Genomic DNA, 14,470 nt, shown 5'->3' with positions numbered 1-14,470 from the left:
CTTGTTAACAAGAACTTTGCTGTTTCCTTATTCATCCATTTTCAGTAACTTAGCTATCTAAGCGTATTATTTTCAAAACCAAACTCATGAAAAAAATAAAATTACTATTCTTCACAGTTCTGTGTTTATGTATAGCACAATCTACATTTAGTCAAGCATATACTTCAAGTCAAATAGATTCTATTGTAAAAAAAGCCATGTCAATTGGACCCAATGCAGGAGTTGCAGTTGCCGTTTTTAAAGACAATAAAATAGTGCATTTAAAAGGCTACGGAGTTACTTCTGCAAACACCAAAGAAAAGGTAAATGAAAATACATTGTTTGCCATTGCATCCAATTCTAAAGCATTTACAACCGCTGCTTTGGCAATGTTGGTAGATCAAGGAAAATTAAATTGGTTAGATAAAGTAGTCGATTATATTCCAGAATTTAAAATGTATGATTCTTATGTAACAGAAAACTTTAACATTCAAGATTTACTAACACACAGGAGCGGACTTGGTTTGGGCGCAGGAGATTTAATGTTTTTTCCTGATGGATCAGATTTTAAAATTAAAGATGTTTTAAATAGTTTTCAATATCAAAAACCAACATCAGCTTTTAGAACAAAATATGATTATGACAATTTATTGTATGTTGTTGCTGGAGAAGTTGTTGCTAGAATAAGCGGAATGAGTTGGGCGCAGTTTGTAGAAACCAACATTATGAAACCTTTAGGAATGCAACGTTCTGTTGGTGTATATCAACGTTTAAAAGACAAAAGCAATGTGGCTTTTCCGCATTCTGTAGAAAATGGAAAGCTCAAACAACTTGGACATTATATTAAAAATGATGAATCTTTAGGAGCTGCTGGCGGAATTTACGCAAGTGTAAACGATTTAAGTAAATGGTTGATGATGAATTTGAACAATGGAAAATATGGCAACGGTTTTAAGAAGACCATGATTTCTAAAAAAAACCATGACGAACTTTGGAAACCTCACACAAATATTGGGTTTAATGTAACTCCAAATGCTCCCTACAAAACACACTTTAATGCGTATGGTTTAGGTTGGCGAATTAGTGATAAAGGAGGTTATGTTACGATTGAACATACTGGAGGTTTACCAGGAATGTTGTCTAGAACCATTTTAATTCCTGAGTTAAATGTAGGAATTGTTACACTTACAAACACGGCTCCTGGAGGAAATAGTTATTGGACCATTCCGAATTTAATTATGGATGGATATTTAGGTGTTCAAAAAACAGATTGGATTTCATTTATGGAAACCAGATTGAAACAAAATGCTTCTCAAAGCGATGCCGTAACAAAAGCTGTTTGGAATACTGTTGCGAAAGCAAAATCAAATCATATTAAAAATTCCGATTATATTGGAACTTACAAAGACAATTGGTTTGGGAAAATAAAGATTTACGAGAAAAATAAGAAACTGTGGTTTGCATCTGTTCGTTCTCCAAAATTAACTGGCGAAATGTTTTTCTACAAAGCAAATACGTTTGCCATCAAATGGAAGTATCAAGACATGCCTGCTGATGCATTAGCAATGTTTACCTTGGATGAAGAAGGAAAAGCTGTTGGTATAAAAATGAGAGGAATTTCTCCAAACATCGATTTTAGTTTTGATTTTCAAGACTTAGATTTAAAACGGGTTTATAAGTAATTAGTGGTTAGTAACCAATTATAAAAAACTCCTTTCTAGATTTAGAAAGGAGTTTTTATTTTGGTAATTATTTTATAGGTCTCGACACCGCTCGACCAGACATAAAATTTATTTATAATTTTCAGGCGTTTTTCTCGCTTTAGTCAATTGTTCAAAAGCATAACCAGCTTTTAATAAAGTTCTTTCAGAAAATGGTTTTCCAACAAAGGTTAAACTAATGGGTTCTCCGTTTTTCTTGTATCCCATCGGCACTGTTAACGTTGGATATTTTGCAACAGCCGCAACACCAGAATGACGATTATTGATGGACAAAACAGCATCTAATTCTTTATCAAATAAGTCAATAAAAAATTCCTTTCCAACAGCACTTAAGCCATCTTTTATTAGTTCTAATTCTTCTAAGGTGGTTTTGTCTTTTACAATTCCGTCAAATAATTGTTGTCCGTACGGAGCGCGTAAAACTGAATCTTTTAAATTAAAAAGGGTAACATCTTTTACTGATTTTACACTTACATCTTTATCTGCATTATTTGCTAAATAGCTTGGTAAATCATGTTTCATATCAATATTTAACAAGGTTGTAAAACCTTTAAATTGTGCTCTTTCTGGATTGATTTCTATCATTTCTGCACCAGCATTTTTCATTTTCTGAACAGTTGCATTGTAAATAGAATCGGTTAACAAACTTTTTAAAACACCAAAACGTTTGCCTTTTATACTTGATGCTAAAATTGCATTTTGGAATTCGTTTTCTTTTAAGTTTTTATCAATGGAAGCAGCATCTTTTGCATCGTAGCCAAACATTGCTTCTAAGAAAATTGCATTGTCAATAATGCTTTTTGTCATTGGTCCAGGCGTATCTAATGTACTTGAAATTGGCACAATTCCCGTTCTACTTAACACACCAATTGTTGGTTTTAATCCCACAACAGAATTTAAACTTGAAGGAGAAGTAATAGAACCCGAAGTTTCTGTTCCAACGGCTGCCACTGCAAAATTTGCTGCAACGGTTACACCACTTCCGGCAGAACTTCCACCCGTTTCAAATTTTCCTCTTCCGTACGGATTTAAGGTTTGTCCGCCAACGGCTGAATATCCTAACGGGCAACCAGAACAGAAAAAGTATGCCCATTCACTTAGGTTTACTTTTCCTAAAATCAATGCGCCATGAGCCCTTAGTTTTTCAACTATAAAAGCATCTTCTGTATTTTTATTCTCAACCAACGCAATTGCTCCTGCTGTTGTTGGCATGTCATTGGTATTGATATTGTCTTTTAATAAAATCGGCATCCCGTAAATAGAATATTCAGAATTGGCGCCTTTTTCTTTGTCTTTTTGACGCGCTTCTTTTAATACATTCGGATTTAATGCAATGATTGAGTTTAACGATTTTGTGCTATCGCTTTCAAACTTTCTAATTCGGTATAAATAAAATAAAGTCAGTTTTTCATAAGATAAATCCCCATTTCCAATATGCGCTTGCAACGTTGGAATATCACGTTCCAAAATTAGTGGCTTTAAGGTATTGTATTCTTCTTCTGAAAATTGAGAAAGTTCTTTCTGAAAAGGTGCAAAAACGTCATTCATATCTAAGTATTTAGATTGCATGAGTTTGAATTGCATTCTTTTACGTGGATGTTTTTGCTGTGCTGCTAATTCGGCGGTTTCGTCATATTTTTTAAAATTGACTGCTGGAGATGCTTCTTTACAAGAAATAATCAGCAAAGTAATTGCGAAAAGGAAAAATATTTTTTTCATTGGTTGGTCATTTGAGAATCAAATATAATTCTTTTTATAAAAGAAAACTCCATGTTAAAAAAATAACATGGAATTTCATATAATGTTTCCTCGATTACTATTAAAAATTGAAATGTTTTTTAATTTGAAGATAAAAGTGCAGCTTATAAGAAGTTTTTAATTACTTAAAATTATAGAAGTCTCGACTCCGCTCGACCAGACAATAGTACACTATTTAAAAAAACTATCTACAAACTCGTGTTTGTTAAAGACTTGTAAATCGTCGATTCCTTCTCCTACTCCAATATATTTTACAGGAATTTGAAACTGATCTGAAATTCCGATGACAACGCCTCCTTTTGCTGTTCCGTCTAATTTGGTAACCGCTAAACTTGTTACTTCTGTAGCTTTTGTAAATTGTTTTGCTTGTTCAAAAGCATTTTGTCCGGTTGAACCATCCAAAACCAACAACACATCGTGTGGTGCATCTGCAACTACTTTTTGCATTACAGTTTTAATCTTTACCAACTCGTTCATTAAATTGATTTTGTTATGTAATCTTCCTGCCGTATCAATAATCACCACATCAGCATTTTGTGCTTTTGCAGATTGTAGCGTATCAAATGCCACAGAAGCTGGATCTGAACCCATTTCTTGACGTACAATTGGCACATCTACTCTATCAGCCCAAACTTGCAATTGATCGATTGCAGCTGCTCTAAATGTATCTCCAGCTCCTAAAACAACTTTTAGGCCTTTCTTTTTAAACTGAGAAGCTAACTTACCAATCGTAGTTGTTTTTCCAACTCCATTTACACCAACAACCATAATTACATATGGCTTTTTATCTGCTGGAATTGAAAAATCTGTTTGATCATCAACATTTGTTTCAGACAATAGACCCGCAATTTCTTCTCTTAAAATCTGATTTAACTCTTCGGTTCCTAAGTATTTATCTTTTGCAACACGTGCTTCAATTCTGTCAATAATTTTTAGTGTTGTATCTACACCAACATCAGAAGTAACTAATACTTCTTCTAAATTATCTAACACATCATCATCTACGGTTGCTTTTCCGGCAACTGCTTTTGATAATTTAGTAAAGAAACTCGATTTGGTTTTTTCCAATCCTTTGTCTAAGGTTTCTTTTTTTTCTTTTGAAAATATATTTTTTAAAAAGCTCATTTTCTTTATTTTATACTGATATAATAGTGTTAGAAATTATATCATTTTTAATGTTTGGTCAAATTGTCATTCTATTTACTATCTGCGTTAGGGATTGAAGCAAACTACCGTGTAGTGCGTAAAGCCCGACCTGAAAAGGTAACGCCCAAAAATACGGTTTTAATAAACAACAAAAAAGCTACTCTCAATAGAAAGTAGCTTTGTATGTTTTTGGTGTAAAGTGATTACTTTTTTGCTAAAAAGTCATTTACTTTAGATGGATCCATGATTGCTTCAACAAATGTATAAGCTCCTGTTTTTGGAGATCTTACCATTTTGATAGCTTTTGATAATCTTTTTGATCCTGTCTGTAACGATGCTACTGATTTCTTTGCCATGTCCTTATCTTATTATTTAATTTCTTTATGAACGGTCATTTTCTTCAAGATTGGATTAAATTTCTTAATCTCTAATCTATCTGGAGTGTTCTTTTTATTTTTTGTTGTAATATATCTAGAAGTACCTCTTTCTCCTGAAGCTTTATGCTCTGTACATTCTAAAATTACCTGAACTCTATTTCCTTTTTTTGCCATCTCGGTTTACTTTTTTAAGGTTGGATTATTTAGTTAAAAATCCATTAGCTCTAGCTTCTTTTAAGACAGCAGAGATTCCTTTTCTATTAATATTTTTTAACGCAGAAGCAGAAATTTTTAATGTAATCCATTTATCTTCTTCTGGAATATAAAAACGCTTCACCATTAGGTTAGCATCAAATTTTCTTTTGGTTCTGTTCAATGCGTGAGAAACATTGTTTCCAACCATTGCTTTTTTTCCTGTAAGTTCACAAACTCTAGACATCTTCTGACAGTATTTTAGTGTTATTTCTAAACGAGGTGCAAATTTAAGTAATTTTTACACATACAACAAAACAATTTCAACTATTTTTTATAATTTCTTTTTGTAAAATTTCTAAGGATTTATTTACCGTTCTATTTATCACTTTTTCTCTGGGTTGACCAAAATTAAATTCGCTTACATAAACTGCTGTTTTTGTAGCTAATGCAATAAAAACCACTCCAACTGTTTTATCGGTTTTATCGGTAGTTGGACCCGCATTTCCGGTTACCGCAATTGCATAATCTGTATCTAATTTTTTTCTTGCAGCAATTGCCATTTCTTCTGTTACTTCTTTACTTACAACTGTAAATTTTGCTAATGTATCTTCAGAAACACCTAACATGCTTTTTTTAGTTTCGGCAGAATAACTGACAATGCTTCCTTTAAAATAGGCTGATGCTCCTGGAACAGATACCAATGTTGAAGCAATGGTCCCGCCAGTAACACTTTCTGCTGTTGCCACTGTTTTCTTATGTTGAATTAACAATTCCCCAACACTTTTTTCGATGGAATCACCATCTTCTACTCCAACAATTACATCAGAAATTAAAGATTGAATTTCTGAAACTTTTTCTTGCAATTCTTTTTCTAAAATATCTTTATCATTTCCGTTTCCAGACAAACGCAATCTTACTTTTCCAAAAGAGGGCAAATAGGCTAACTTAATATGTTTTGGCAATGCATTTTCAACATCTTCAATTCGTTCTGCAATCACACTTTCTCCTTGTCCATAGGTCATAATCGTTTTATGACTGATAAAAGGCAGTTTAAATTCTTTTTGTATTCTTGGTAGAACTTCACGCGTCATCAATCCTTTCATTTCATAAGGAACACCTGGTAGCGATACAAAAACGGTATTATTTTCATTGAACCACATTCCTGGTGCTGTTCCAAATTCATTTTTTAAGTAAATCGCTTTTGATGGCAATTGTGCTTGATATCTTTGGATTTCTTTAAATGGATGATTGATTTTTTGAAACAATGCTTTAATATGTTCTACAACTTCTGGATACTCTATCAGTTCTGTGTCATTAAAATATGCTGCAATTGTTTTCTTTGTGATGTCGTCTTTAGTTGGACCTAACCCTCCAGTTAGAATCACAATATCTACTCGTTCTTGCGCTTCTTTTAAGGCATTTAAAATATGTTGCTCGTCATCTTGAATCGATGAAATTTGATACACAGAAACTCCGATTTTATTCAACTCAACTCCAATCCATTGCGAATTGGTATCTACAATTTGTCCGATAAGAATTTCGTCTCCAATAGTAATAATTTCTGCTTTCATTTTTTTTAGTTGCAAAGATTCAAAGTTGCAAAGGCTCAAAAGTTTTACTTTTAACTTTTTGTGATTTATTTTCTCTGTTTGACTTAAGTGTTCTCGATACATCACGCTAAAAGGCGCGACACTCGAACGGACAAACTATTTACTGATAACTATTAAGTGTTCATTGATAACTGTTCATTGCTCACTGATAACTGATAACTGATAACTACTTTACTCTAATCTGAAACGCTTGTTTCCCTTCAATGGTTCCAGTTAACACATCGTTTTCTACAACTTTTCCTACTCCAGCCGGAGTTCCTGTAAAAATAATATCTCCTTTTTTGAGTGTAAAAAACTGTGAAACATAAGATATCAATTCGTCTGTTTTCCAAAGCATTGCATTTGTATTTCCGTCTTGAACAATTTCTCCGTTTTTATCTAATTGAAATTTTAAATTTTCTAAATTAAACTGTTCTTTCGGATAAAACTCACCAATAACTGCACTTCCGTCAAAAGCTTTTGCTTTTTCCCAAGGAAAACCATTTTCTTTACAATGTTGCTGCACATCTCTTGCGGTAAAATCGATTCCTAAACCGATTTCATCATAATATTTATGTGCAAATTTTGATTCTATATGTTTTCCTACTTTATTGATTTTTACTAAAACCTCCACTTCATAATGAACATCATTAGAAAAAGGCGGAATAAAAAATGGATTTTTACGTGGTAAAATAGCAGAATCTGGTTTCAGAAAAATAATTGGATTTTCTGGTTTTCCATTTGCTAATTCTTCGATGTGTTTTGCGTAATTGCGCCCAATACAAATTATTTTCATAAATAATTACGAATTATAAATTACGAATTACAAATTTGCCGTTTAGCTTTATTCGTAATTGAAAATTGTTTATTGATAATTGTTCACTGATTACTGAAATTACGGAATCCAAACTTTAGGGAAATTCGGTTTACGTTTTTCTAAAAACGCATCTCTTCCTTCTTTTGCTTCATCTGTCATGTAGGCTAAACGTGTTGCTTCACCAGCAAACACTTGTTGCCCAACCATTCCGTCATCGGTTAAATTCATGGCAAACTTTAGCATTTTTATGGATGTTGGCGATTTCTCTAAAATTTCTTGCGCCCATTGAAAAGCTGTATCTTCTAATTCATCATGCGGAACAACGGCATTTACCATTCCCATTTCATACGCTTCTTGAGCAGAATAATTTCTTCCTAAAAAGAAAATTTCTCTCGCTCTTTTCTGGCCAACCATTTTTGCTAAATATGCTGATCCGTAACCGCCATCAAAAGACGTTACATCGGCATCGGTTTGTTTAAAAATTGCGTGTTCTTTAGATGCTAATGTTAAATCACAAACAACATGTAAACTATGTCCGCCACCAACTGCCCAACCTGGAACAACGCAAATAACTGCTTTTGGCATAAAACGAATTAATCGCTGAACTTCTAAAATATTTAATCGGTGATACCCATCTTCACCAACATAACCTTGATGTCCACGTGCTTTTTGGTCGCCACCAGAACAAAACGAATACACTCCGTCTTTTGTACTTGGTCCTTCAGCAGATAATAGAACTACTCCGATTGAAGTATCTTCACCTGCATCGTAAAATGCGTCGTATAATTCTGAAGTAGTTTTGGGACGAAAAGCATTTCTTACATTTGGTCTGTTAAACGCAATTCTTGCAACTCCGTTTGATTTCTTATAGGTAATATCTTCGTATTCTTTGACAGTTTTCCAGTCTGCTTTTATCATAATAGCTGTTTTTTATCGTTATGATTTAAAATCTAAAAGAACTTTAAATTTCTAATTACAAAAATAGCATATTAAGAACTATTATTTACAATTTTATAGAAGGTTTGTAAATAGCACCATTTATCTGAAAAAAATAGTATTTTTATCCTCAATATTTTTACATTTTATGAGAAAAATTCTTCCACTTATATTCCTTTTTATTTTTAGCATTTCTGCTGTTGGTCAAAAATTAGTTACCAAAAAATACGAATCTGAAGAATTACAAGATATTAGAACATTACAAATTCATCTCCCTAAAGGCTACGAAAGAGATACAATTTCAAATTACCCTTTAACAATTGTGTTAGATTCAGAATACCTCTTCGATTTGTATGTTGGAAATTCGCAATTGTTTTCTCATACAGACAAAGCTCCAAAACAAATTGTAGTTGGAATTGAAATGGCAAACACACGCTTAAGAGATGCTTCTTTTGACGGAACTAGAAATAGTGCTTTAACTGCAGATAGTAGAAGTTTTATCAAGTTTATCAAAGAAGAAGTATTACCTTATATAGAAGGAAATTATAAAACATCACCTTTTTTAACCATTGTTGGAAACGGAATTACAGCAAATTTAATTACTCACTTTTTAAAAGACGAAACGCCAATTTTTAACGCTTATGTTTGCCTAAACCCAACGTTTAGTCCAGATATAAGTATTCAAATGGAATCGTATGATTTAGACAAACTGAGTTCAATTGATAACACCTATTACTTTTATTATAACGACGGTACATTTATTAGCAACGAAAAGCAACAACGAATTGGTTTATTAAAAGCATATTTAAATTCTTTATCAATTAAAAATTTTAATGTTAAATATGATTTTATAGACAACTCACCAAGTAACGTTTCTGCAATTGGAGAAGGGATTTCGAGAGCTTTTGACAAGATCTTTGAAATTTATTCTGGAATTAACAAAGAAGAGTTTGAAACAAAAATAAAAAATTTATCTCCGCTTGATGCCATCACCTATTTAGAAAATAAGTACATAGAAATTGATTATTTATTTGGCTCTAATTTAGGAATAAGAGAAATAGATATTATCGCCATTGAAAGCATAATTATTGAAAAAGAAAATGGCGATTATTTAAAAGATTATGGCGAAATGATTTTAAATTTATATCCATTTTCCCCATTAGGACATTATTATCTTGGAAGATATTACGAAGCTGGTCAAAATTATTCGAAAGCTTTAGAACAATATCGATTGGGTTACGGAAAAATGGATCCGGCAGATCCAAATGCAGATAAATTTTATCAAAATGTACAACGAATGCTTAGAAAAGGATAAAGATTTAGTTTACCAATTCTAAACCATCTTCTTTAATCAAGATTGTTTTTTCTTTATACAAAGTACCTACAGCCCTTTTAAACGCTTTTTTACTCATCAATAATTTACGTTTAATTTCTTCAGGAGAACTTTTATCTGTCAATGGTAAAAAACCATCGTGATCGTAAATTGCTTCAACCACTTTTTCGGTGTCCAAAGAAATTGCATTTCTAAAACCTTGTGGTTGTAATGAAACATCAATTTTACCATCTTCTCTAATGTTTTTGATGTAACCTGCTATTCGTTGATTTTCTCTTAATTCCTGAAAAACTTCATTTCTATATAACAAGCCTTCATATTCCTCATCAATTAAAACCGAAAACCCTAAATGTGTTTCTGCTTCAATAATTAACGATACTTTATCTCCTACTTCTAAATCCATAATATGTTATTTTAAATGATTAAAATATGCTTTTAATATTGTTTCGTTGATTTCTTTATCCGTAAAAATTTCCAACACTTTTGGCGCATTTGAATCTTGATAAAAACTTTTTAATGCCGCTACTACCTTTGCTGTTTCTGAAACCGAAATATACTCTAATTGATACATTTTACACAAATGTGCTGCCGTTAATTGGTGCGGTGTTTCAAAATACTCCAACGCATTTGTTGATTTTGGCCCAGGAATAAATCTAAAAATTCCGCCACCATTATTATTGATGATGATAATTCTAAAATTCTTCGGGATGTAATTATTCCACAAGGCATTACTGTCGTAAAAGAAACTCAAATCTCCAGTGATAAAAACCGTTTGATTTTTATTCGCAAAAGCAGCTCCAATTGCAGTGCTTGTACTTCCGTCAATTCCGCTTGTTCCTCGATTACAAAACACTTTAAGCGAATCTTTAACATCAAATAATTGTGCGTATCTCACTACTGAACTATTTCCTAATTGTAATTGAGAATTTGCAGGAATACTTTCTAAAACTTGTTCAAAAACTTTTAAATCAGCATGTGGAATTTCACTTAAATAAAGTTGATGTTTTTCTGCTCGTTTTTCTTTTTCACGCAACCATTTTTGCTGATAATTACTTTCAATTATTTTGCTTTTTATAACTAATGCTGATAAAAAGGTTACTGGTTTCTCTTGAATAAATTCTGTCAAACAATGAAACGTATTCATTGCTTTTTGCTCGTCAATATGCCAATGATGAGTTGGTTGATGTTTTCTTAAAAACTGTTTTATTTTTTTAGAAACCACCATTCCGCCAAAGGTTAACAAAACTTCTGGTTTTAACTCAGGAAACTCCTCTTCTGATAACGGAAAAATCAATTTATCAATAGAGTTAATGGTGGTTTCTGATGCAATATTTGAGGTGGTTTCTGTTAAAACAATTACAGAAGAATCATTCTTAAACTGCTGAATTAAACCTTGAAGCTCTTCATCTGGAAAATGTGCTCCAACTAAAATCATTTTTTTGGTTGATGCGTTCCAAGTTTCAGCAATTTCTACATAATCAACAGATTGCTTTGATTCACTCGAAGTGACAATCGGAAAAGTAAATTCTTCAAGTTCATCAATCGTTTCATATAAAGGTTCGTCAAACGGAACATTGATATGAATGGGTCCTTTTTTAGTGATTGCAATTTGTAAAGCTTCTGAAATCAAATTAATATTGAATTCTTTTTTAGCTTCACTTTCAATCAGGTTTGCAGAAAATAAAATATGATTTTGAAACACATTTTCTTGACGAATTGTTTGTCCGTCGCCAATATCAATCAAATGTTTTGGTCTGTCTGCAGAAATAACAACTAACGGAATATTACTGTAAAAAGCTTCTGCAATTGCCGGATAATAATTCAATAAAGCAGAACCAGAAGTACACACAATGGCAACAGGTTTTTGAGTTTGTTGCGCAATTCCCAATGCAAAAAAAGCAGCACAACGCTCATCCACAATGCTCAGTGCATTTATTGTTGGATGATTAGAAAAACCAACCGTTAACGGAGCGTTACGTGAACCTGGAGAAATTACAACGGTATCAATATTAAATTGATGACAAGCTGAAATTACAAGTTGTGCGAGTTCTTTTTTTGGATACATTTTTTTGAGCTACAAAGGTTCAAAGTTGCAAAGGCACAAAGCGTTTACAAAGACTACTTTGCAACTATTCTGAACTTTGCGACTTTGTAACTTATTTCTTTAATTTCCTTTTTTATAATCTTCTAAAAACTTCGCCAAACCAATATCTGTTAAAGGATGTTTTAACAACCCTTCAATGGCACTTAAAGGTCCAGTCATTACGTCAGATCCTAGTTTTGCACAATCTATAATGTGCATGGTGTGACGTACAGAAGCTGCTAAAATTTGAGTTTCAAATCCGTAATTGTCATAAATCTGACGAATTTCTGCAATTAGATTTAATCCGTCTGTAGAAATATCATCTAAACGACCAATAAACGGAGAAACATAGGTTGCACCAGCTTTTGCGGCTAACAACGCTTGTCCGGCAGAAAACACTAAGGTTACATTGGTTTTGATGCCTTTTGAAGAGAAATATTTACACGCTTTTATACCATCTTTTATCATTGGTAATTTTACCACAATTTGCGGATTTAAGGCTGCCAATGCTTCTCCTTCTTTAATCATACCTGCAAAATCTGTAGCAATAACCTCTGCAGAAACATCGCCTTCTACCAAGTTACAAATTGCTTTGTAATGGTTGATAATATTTGCTGCTCCCGTAATGCCTTCTTTTGCCATTAAAGACGGATTTGTAGTAACGCCATCTAAAATTCCCAAAGCTTGCGCTTCTTCTATTTGTGATAAATTTGCTGTGTCTATAAAAAATTTCATATTCTTAAATTTAGTTCTGTAAAATTATAATTTATAATGATTCATTAGTAGTTTTTCGTACATTTTATCTGATAAAATTCGCTTTAAAAAAATAGAGAATTTCTCCATAAATCCGCCAACTTTATAATGAATCTTCGGGTTTTTATTTTCAATAATGCTATAAACTGCCTTTGCCATTTCTATCGGATTCATTCCGCCATCAACATGGGCATCCATCAAATCTAAATTTTCTTGATAACTTTTTTTATAGGCAGAATTTTCAAAAACTGGTGTGTGATATCTTCCGGCGGCGATGTTTGTAGCAAAATCTCCAGGAGCCACATTTACCATCTGAATTCCAAATTGCATTACTTCCATTCGTGCTGCTTCCGTAATCAATTCTAAGGCTCCTTTTGTTGCAGAATACACGCCGCGAAAAGGCAATCCCATATAACCAGCAATTGATGTCACATTAATTATTTTTCCGCTTTTTTGTTTACGCATTTGCGGCAAAACTGCTTTCATTACATCAACAGCTCCAAATAAATTGGTATTAAAAGCCCTTTTCATTTCTTCGGTTGGTGTGTCTTCAATAGCACCTGTAATTCCCATTCCTGCATTATTTATCAATACATCAATTCTTTCTTCATTTTTAATAATTTCAGCAACCGCTTTTTGAATAGAATTAACATTCAAAACATCTAAAGCAAGCATTTTGTAAGGTAAAGAATCGGCTTCTTTTTGAGTTCTACTTGTTCCGTAAACTACCATTCCTTTTTCAGAAAGAAAGTTTGCTATCGATTTCCCAATCCCTGAGGAAGCACCAGTAATAAGAACAACTTTTGGCATAGTTTATTAAAAAATTGAAGTATTCAAAAATTAAAAAATCCCATTTAATCTTTTAATTTTTAATCTTTTAATTCGTTTACAAATATCTTAAAAGAAAATGGAGAAATCTAAATTTAGCGCATAAAAAATGGCAAGCTATCTACATCACACTGCTACAACCTAATACCCTTGCTGCGTTCCCGCCCTGGGGGATTCAAAGGGAGCTAGTTGTGTAGGACTTGCCGCTGCAAATTTACAATGATTTTTAAAGTTGCGCAATATTTTTTCATCTATTTTGTAACAAAAAGTATACTTTAGTTACTAATCAAATAGTTAATCGTAAATAATTCAAATTTGATTTATTTTATCATTAACAAAAACGAAAAACATATATTTGTATAACTAACTAAATATCAAAACTCAATGGAAAATCAAGCACCTAGTAAAAGTATTATTTTAAATTATGGTCTTTATACAGGAATATTAAGTATTTTAATTGCTGTAATTTTATATGCCCTCGGAATGTCGGCAAATCCAGGTATTGCAATGGGAATTGTGAGCTTTGTAGCTCCCTTAATTCTTTTAGTTCTAGGAATAAAAAAATTCAAAACAACTAATAACGGATTTATGTCTTGGGGCCAAGGAGTAAAAGTTGGAGTTGGTATTGCTTTAGTTTGGGGTGTTTTGGCATTAGGTTTTCAATTCATATTAGAAAACGTAATTGATCCCGGATTAATTGAACAAAAATTACAAGTTACAAGAACAGCTTTAGAAAATTGGGGTATGAATCAAGATGTTATTGATGCTCAATTAGAAAAACAAAGAAATCAAAACCCTTTGTTTGCCTCTGCTTTAGGTTTAATTTTATTTGCAGTTATCGGTTTTATTGTTTCTGCAATTGCCGCAGCAATCATGAAAAAATCTGAAGAGGAGCAATACTAGGTTTTAAGAAAAATTTAAACGATATAAAGGTAAAATATCTTCGGATGTTTTA

General features: G+C 32.5%; 15 protein-coding genes and 1 other RNA gene. 3 read left to right on the top strand and 13 right to left on the bottom strand.

What is annotated here, in order from left to right; translation table 11 throughout:
• Positions 1-86 precede the first annotated feature (86 nt).
• Positions 87-1,661, top strand: a complete 1,575-nt coding sequence (locus ACEWL1_RS06015; protein ID WP_409232391.1) for a serine hydrolase — start codon at positions 87-89, stop codon at positions 1,659-1,661.
• Positions 1,662-1,769: 108 nt separating this feature from the next.
• Here the strand turns inward: ACEWL1_RS06015 and ACEWL1_RS06010 are convergent, their stop codons facing one another.
• The 8 genes from ACEWL1_RS06010 to ACEWL1_RS05975 form a co-directional block, all read right to left on the bottom strand.
• Positions 1,770-3,419 (bottom strand): amidase family protein, encoded by a 1,650-nt coding sequence (locus ACEWL1_RS06010; protein ID WP_409232390.1) that lies wholly within the window; start codon positions 3,417-3,419, stop codon positions 1,770-1,772.
• Positions 3,420-3,629: 210 nt separating this feature from the next.
• Positions 3,630-4,583 carry a signal recognition particle-docking protein FtsY gene (gene ftsY, locus ACEWL1_RS06005; RefSeq protein WP_409232389.1) on the bottom strand — a complete coding sequence of 318 codons (954 nt, stop codon included), beginning with the start codon at positions 4,581-4,583 and terminating at the stop codon, positions 3,630-3,632.
• A gap of 224 nt (positions 4,584-4,807) precedes the next feature.
• Positions 4,808-4,960: a DUF4295 domain-containing protein gene (locus ACEWL1_RS06000; RefSeq protein ID WP_409232388.1), complete on the bottom strand. Its 153-nt coding sequence runs from the start codon at positions 4,958-4,960 to the stop codon at positions 4,808-4,810.
• Positions 4,961-4,972: 12 nt separating this feature from the next.
• Complete coding sequence (rpmG, locus tag ACEWL1_RS05995) at positions 4,973-5,155, bottom strand: 50S ribosomal protein L33 (protein ID WP_188599328.1); 183 nt, start codon at positions 5,153-5,155, stop codon at positions 4,973-4,975.
• 25 nt (positions 5,156-5,180) lie between these two features.
• Positions 5,181-5,420, bottom strand: a complete 240-nt coding sequence (gene rpmB / locus ACEWL1_RS05990) for a 50S ribosomal protein L28 (protein ID WP_409232387.1) — start codon at positions 5,418-5,420, stop codon at positions 5,181-5,183.
• Positions 5,421-5,496: 76 nt separating this feature from the next.
• Positions 5,497-6,747, bottom strand: a complete 1,251-nt coding sequence (locus ACEWL1_RS05985) for a competence/damage-inducible protein A (protein WP_409232386.1) — start codon at positions 6,745-6,747, stop codon at positions 5,497-5,499.
• A gap of 205 nt (positions 6,748-6,952) precedes the next feature.
• Positions 6,953-7,561, bottom strand: coding sequence for a fumarylacetoacetate hydrolase family protein (locus ACEWL1_RS05980; RefSeq protein WP_409232385.1), 609 nt, complete (start codon positions 7,559-7,561; stop codon positions 6,953-6,955).
• 99 nt (positions 7,562-7,660) lie between these two features.
• The gene (locus tag ACEWL1_RS05975; RefSeq protein ID WP_409232384.1) at positions 7,661-8,500 is read right to left on the bottom strand and encodes a 1,4-dihydroxy-2-naphthoyl-CoA synthase; all 840 of its coding nucleotides are present in this window, start codon (positions 8,498-8,500) and stop codon (positions 7,661-7,663) included.
• A gap of 166 nt (positions 8,501-8,666) precedes the next feature.
• Between ACEWL1_RS05975 and ACEWL1_RS05970 the strand changes: the two genes are divergently transcribed.
• Positions 8,667-9,833, top strand: a complete 1,167-nt coding sequence (locus tag ACEWL1_RS05970; RefSeq protein ID WP_409232383.1) for an alpha/beta hydrolase-fold protein — start codon at positions 8,667-8,669, stop codon at positions 9,831-9,833.
• Between the two features lie 4 nt (positions 9,834-9,837).
• On the opposite strand, the gene ACEWL1_RS05965 is transcribed toward ACEWL1_RS05970, so the two are convergent.
• The 5 genes from ACEWL1_RS05965 to ffs form a co-directional block, all read right to left on the bottom strand.
• The gene (locus ACEWL1_RS05965) at positions 9,838-10,254 is read right to left on the bottom strand and encodes a S1 RNA-binding domain-containing protein (protein WP_409232382.1); all 417 of its coding nucleotides are present in this window, start codon (positions 10,252-10,254) and stop codon (positions 9,838-9,840) included.
• 6 nt (positions 10,255-10,260) lie between these two features.
• Positions 10,261-11,916, bottom strand: a complete 1,656-nt coding sequence (gene menD, locus ACEWL1_RS05960) for a 2-succinyl-5-enolpyruvyl-6-hydroxy-3-cyclohexene-1-carboxylic-acid synthase (RefSeq protein ID WP_409232381.1) — start codon at positions 11,914-11,916, stop codon at positions 10,261-10,263.
• 99 nt (positions 11,917-12,015) lie between these two features.
• On the bottom strand, positions 12,016-12,669 hold the full coding sequence (gene fsa, locus ACEWL1_RS05955; protein WP_301400833.1) for a fructose-6-phosphate aldolase: 654 nt from the start codon (positions 12,667-12,669) through the stop codon (positions 12,016-12,018).
• A 24-nt stretch (positions 12,670-12,693) separates the two neighbouring features.
• The gene (locus ACEWL1_RS05950) at positions 12,694-13,497 is read right to left on the bottom strand and encodes an SDR family oxidoreductase (RefSeq protein ID WP_409232380.1); all 804 of its coding nucleotides are present in this window, start codon (positions 13,495-13,497) and stop codon (positions 12,694-12,696) included.
• A gap of 125 nt (positions 13,498-13,622) precedes the next feature.
• An RNA gene (gene ffs, locus ACEWL1_RS05945) (signal recognition particle sRNA small type) lies at positions 13,623-13,721 on the bottom strand.
• Between the two features lie 178 nt (positions 13,722-13,899).
• On the opposite strand from ffs, the gene ACEWL1_RS05940 reads away from it, so the two are divergent.
• Entirely contained in the window at positions 13,900-14,418 is a 519-nt protein-coding gene (locus ACEWL1_RS05940) for a DUF4199 domain-containing protein (protein WP_409232379.1), read from the top strand.
• Positions 14,419-14,470 lie beyond the last annotated feature (52 nt).

Origin of the sequence: Polaribacter gochangensis (assembly GCF_046224025.1) — a bacterium.
Classification (GTDB): Bacteria; Bacteroidota; Bacteroidia; order Flavobacteriales; family Flavobacteriaceae; genus Polaribacter; species Polaribacter gochangensis.
This window is presented reverse-complemented; position numbering and strand designations above follow the sequence as displayed.

Excerpts from the sequence above, each read along its gene's own strand:
- ACEWL1_RS05940 (WP_409232379.1), top strand. The coding sequence starts at position 13,900 with ATGGAAAATCAAGCACCTAGTAAAAGTATTATTTTAAATTATGGTCTT.
- ACEWL1_RS05970 (WP_409232383.1), top strand. The coding sequence starts at position 8,667 with ATGAGAAAAATTCTTCCACTTATATTCCTTTTTATTTTTAGCATTTCT.
- ACEWL1_RS06015 (WP_409232391.1), top strand. The coding sequence starts at position 87 with ATGAAAAAAATAAAATTACTATTCTTCACAGTTCTGTGTTTATGTATA.
- ACEWL1_RS05975 (WP_409232384.1), bottom strand. The coding sequence starts at position 8,500 with ATGATAAAAGCAGACTGGAAAACTGTCAAAGAATACGAAGATATTACC.
- ACEWL1_RS05965 (WP_409232382.1), bottom strand. The coding sequence starts at position 10,254 with ATGGATTTAGAAGTAGGAGATAAAGTATCGTTAATTATTGAAGCAGAA.
- rpmB (WP_409232387.1), bottom strand. The coding sequence starts at position 5,420 with ATGTCTAGAGTTTGTGAACTTACAGGAAAAAAAGCAATGGTTGGAAAC.
- ftsY (WP_409232389.1), bottom strand. The coding sequence starts at position 4,583 with ATGAGCTTTTTAAAAAATATATTTTCAAAAGAAAAAAAAGAAACCTTA.
- ACEWL1_RS05980 (WP_409232385.1), bottom strand. The coding sequence starts at position 7,561 with ATGAAAATAATTTGTATTGGGCGCAATTACGCAAAACACATCGAAGAA.
- ACEWL1_RS06000 (WP_409232388.1), bottom strand. The coding sequence starts at position 4,960 with ATGGCAAAGAAATCAGTAGCATCGTTACAGACAGGATCAAAAAGATTA.
- ACEWL1_RS05985 (WP_409232386.1), bottom strand. The coding sequence starts at position 6,747 with ATGAAAGCAGAAATTATTACTATTGGAGACGAAATTCTTATCGGACAA.
- menD (WP_409232381.1), bottom strand. The coding sequence starts at position 11,916 with ATGTATCCAAAAAAAGAACTCGCACAACTTGTAATTTCAGCTTGTCAT.
- ACEWL1_RS06010 (WP_409232390.1), bottom strand. The coding sequence starts at position 3,419 with ATGAAAAAAATATTTTTCCTTTTCGCAATTACTTTGCTGATTATTTCT.
- ACEWL1_RS05950 (WP_409232380.1), bottom strand. The coding sequence starts at position 13,497 with ATGCCAAAAGTTGTTCTTATTACTGGTGCTTCCTCAGGGATTGGGAAA.
- fsa (WP_301400833.1), bottom strand. The coding sequence starts at position 12,669 with ATGAAATTTTTTATAGACACAGCAAATTTATCACAAATAGAAGAAGCG.
- rpmG (WP_188599328.1), bottom strand. The coding sequence starts at position 5,155 with ATGGCAAAAAAAGGAAATAGAGTTCAGGTAATTTTAGAATGTACAGAG.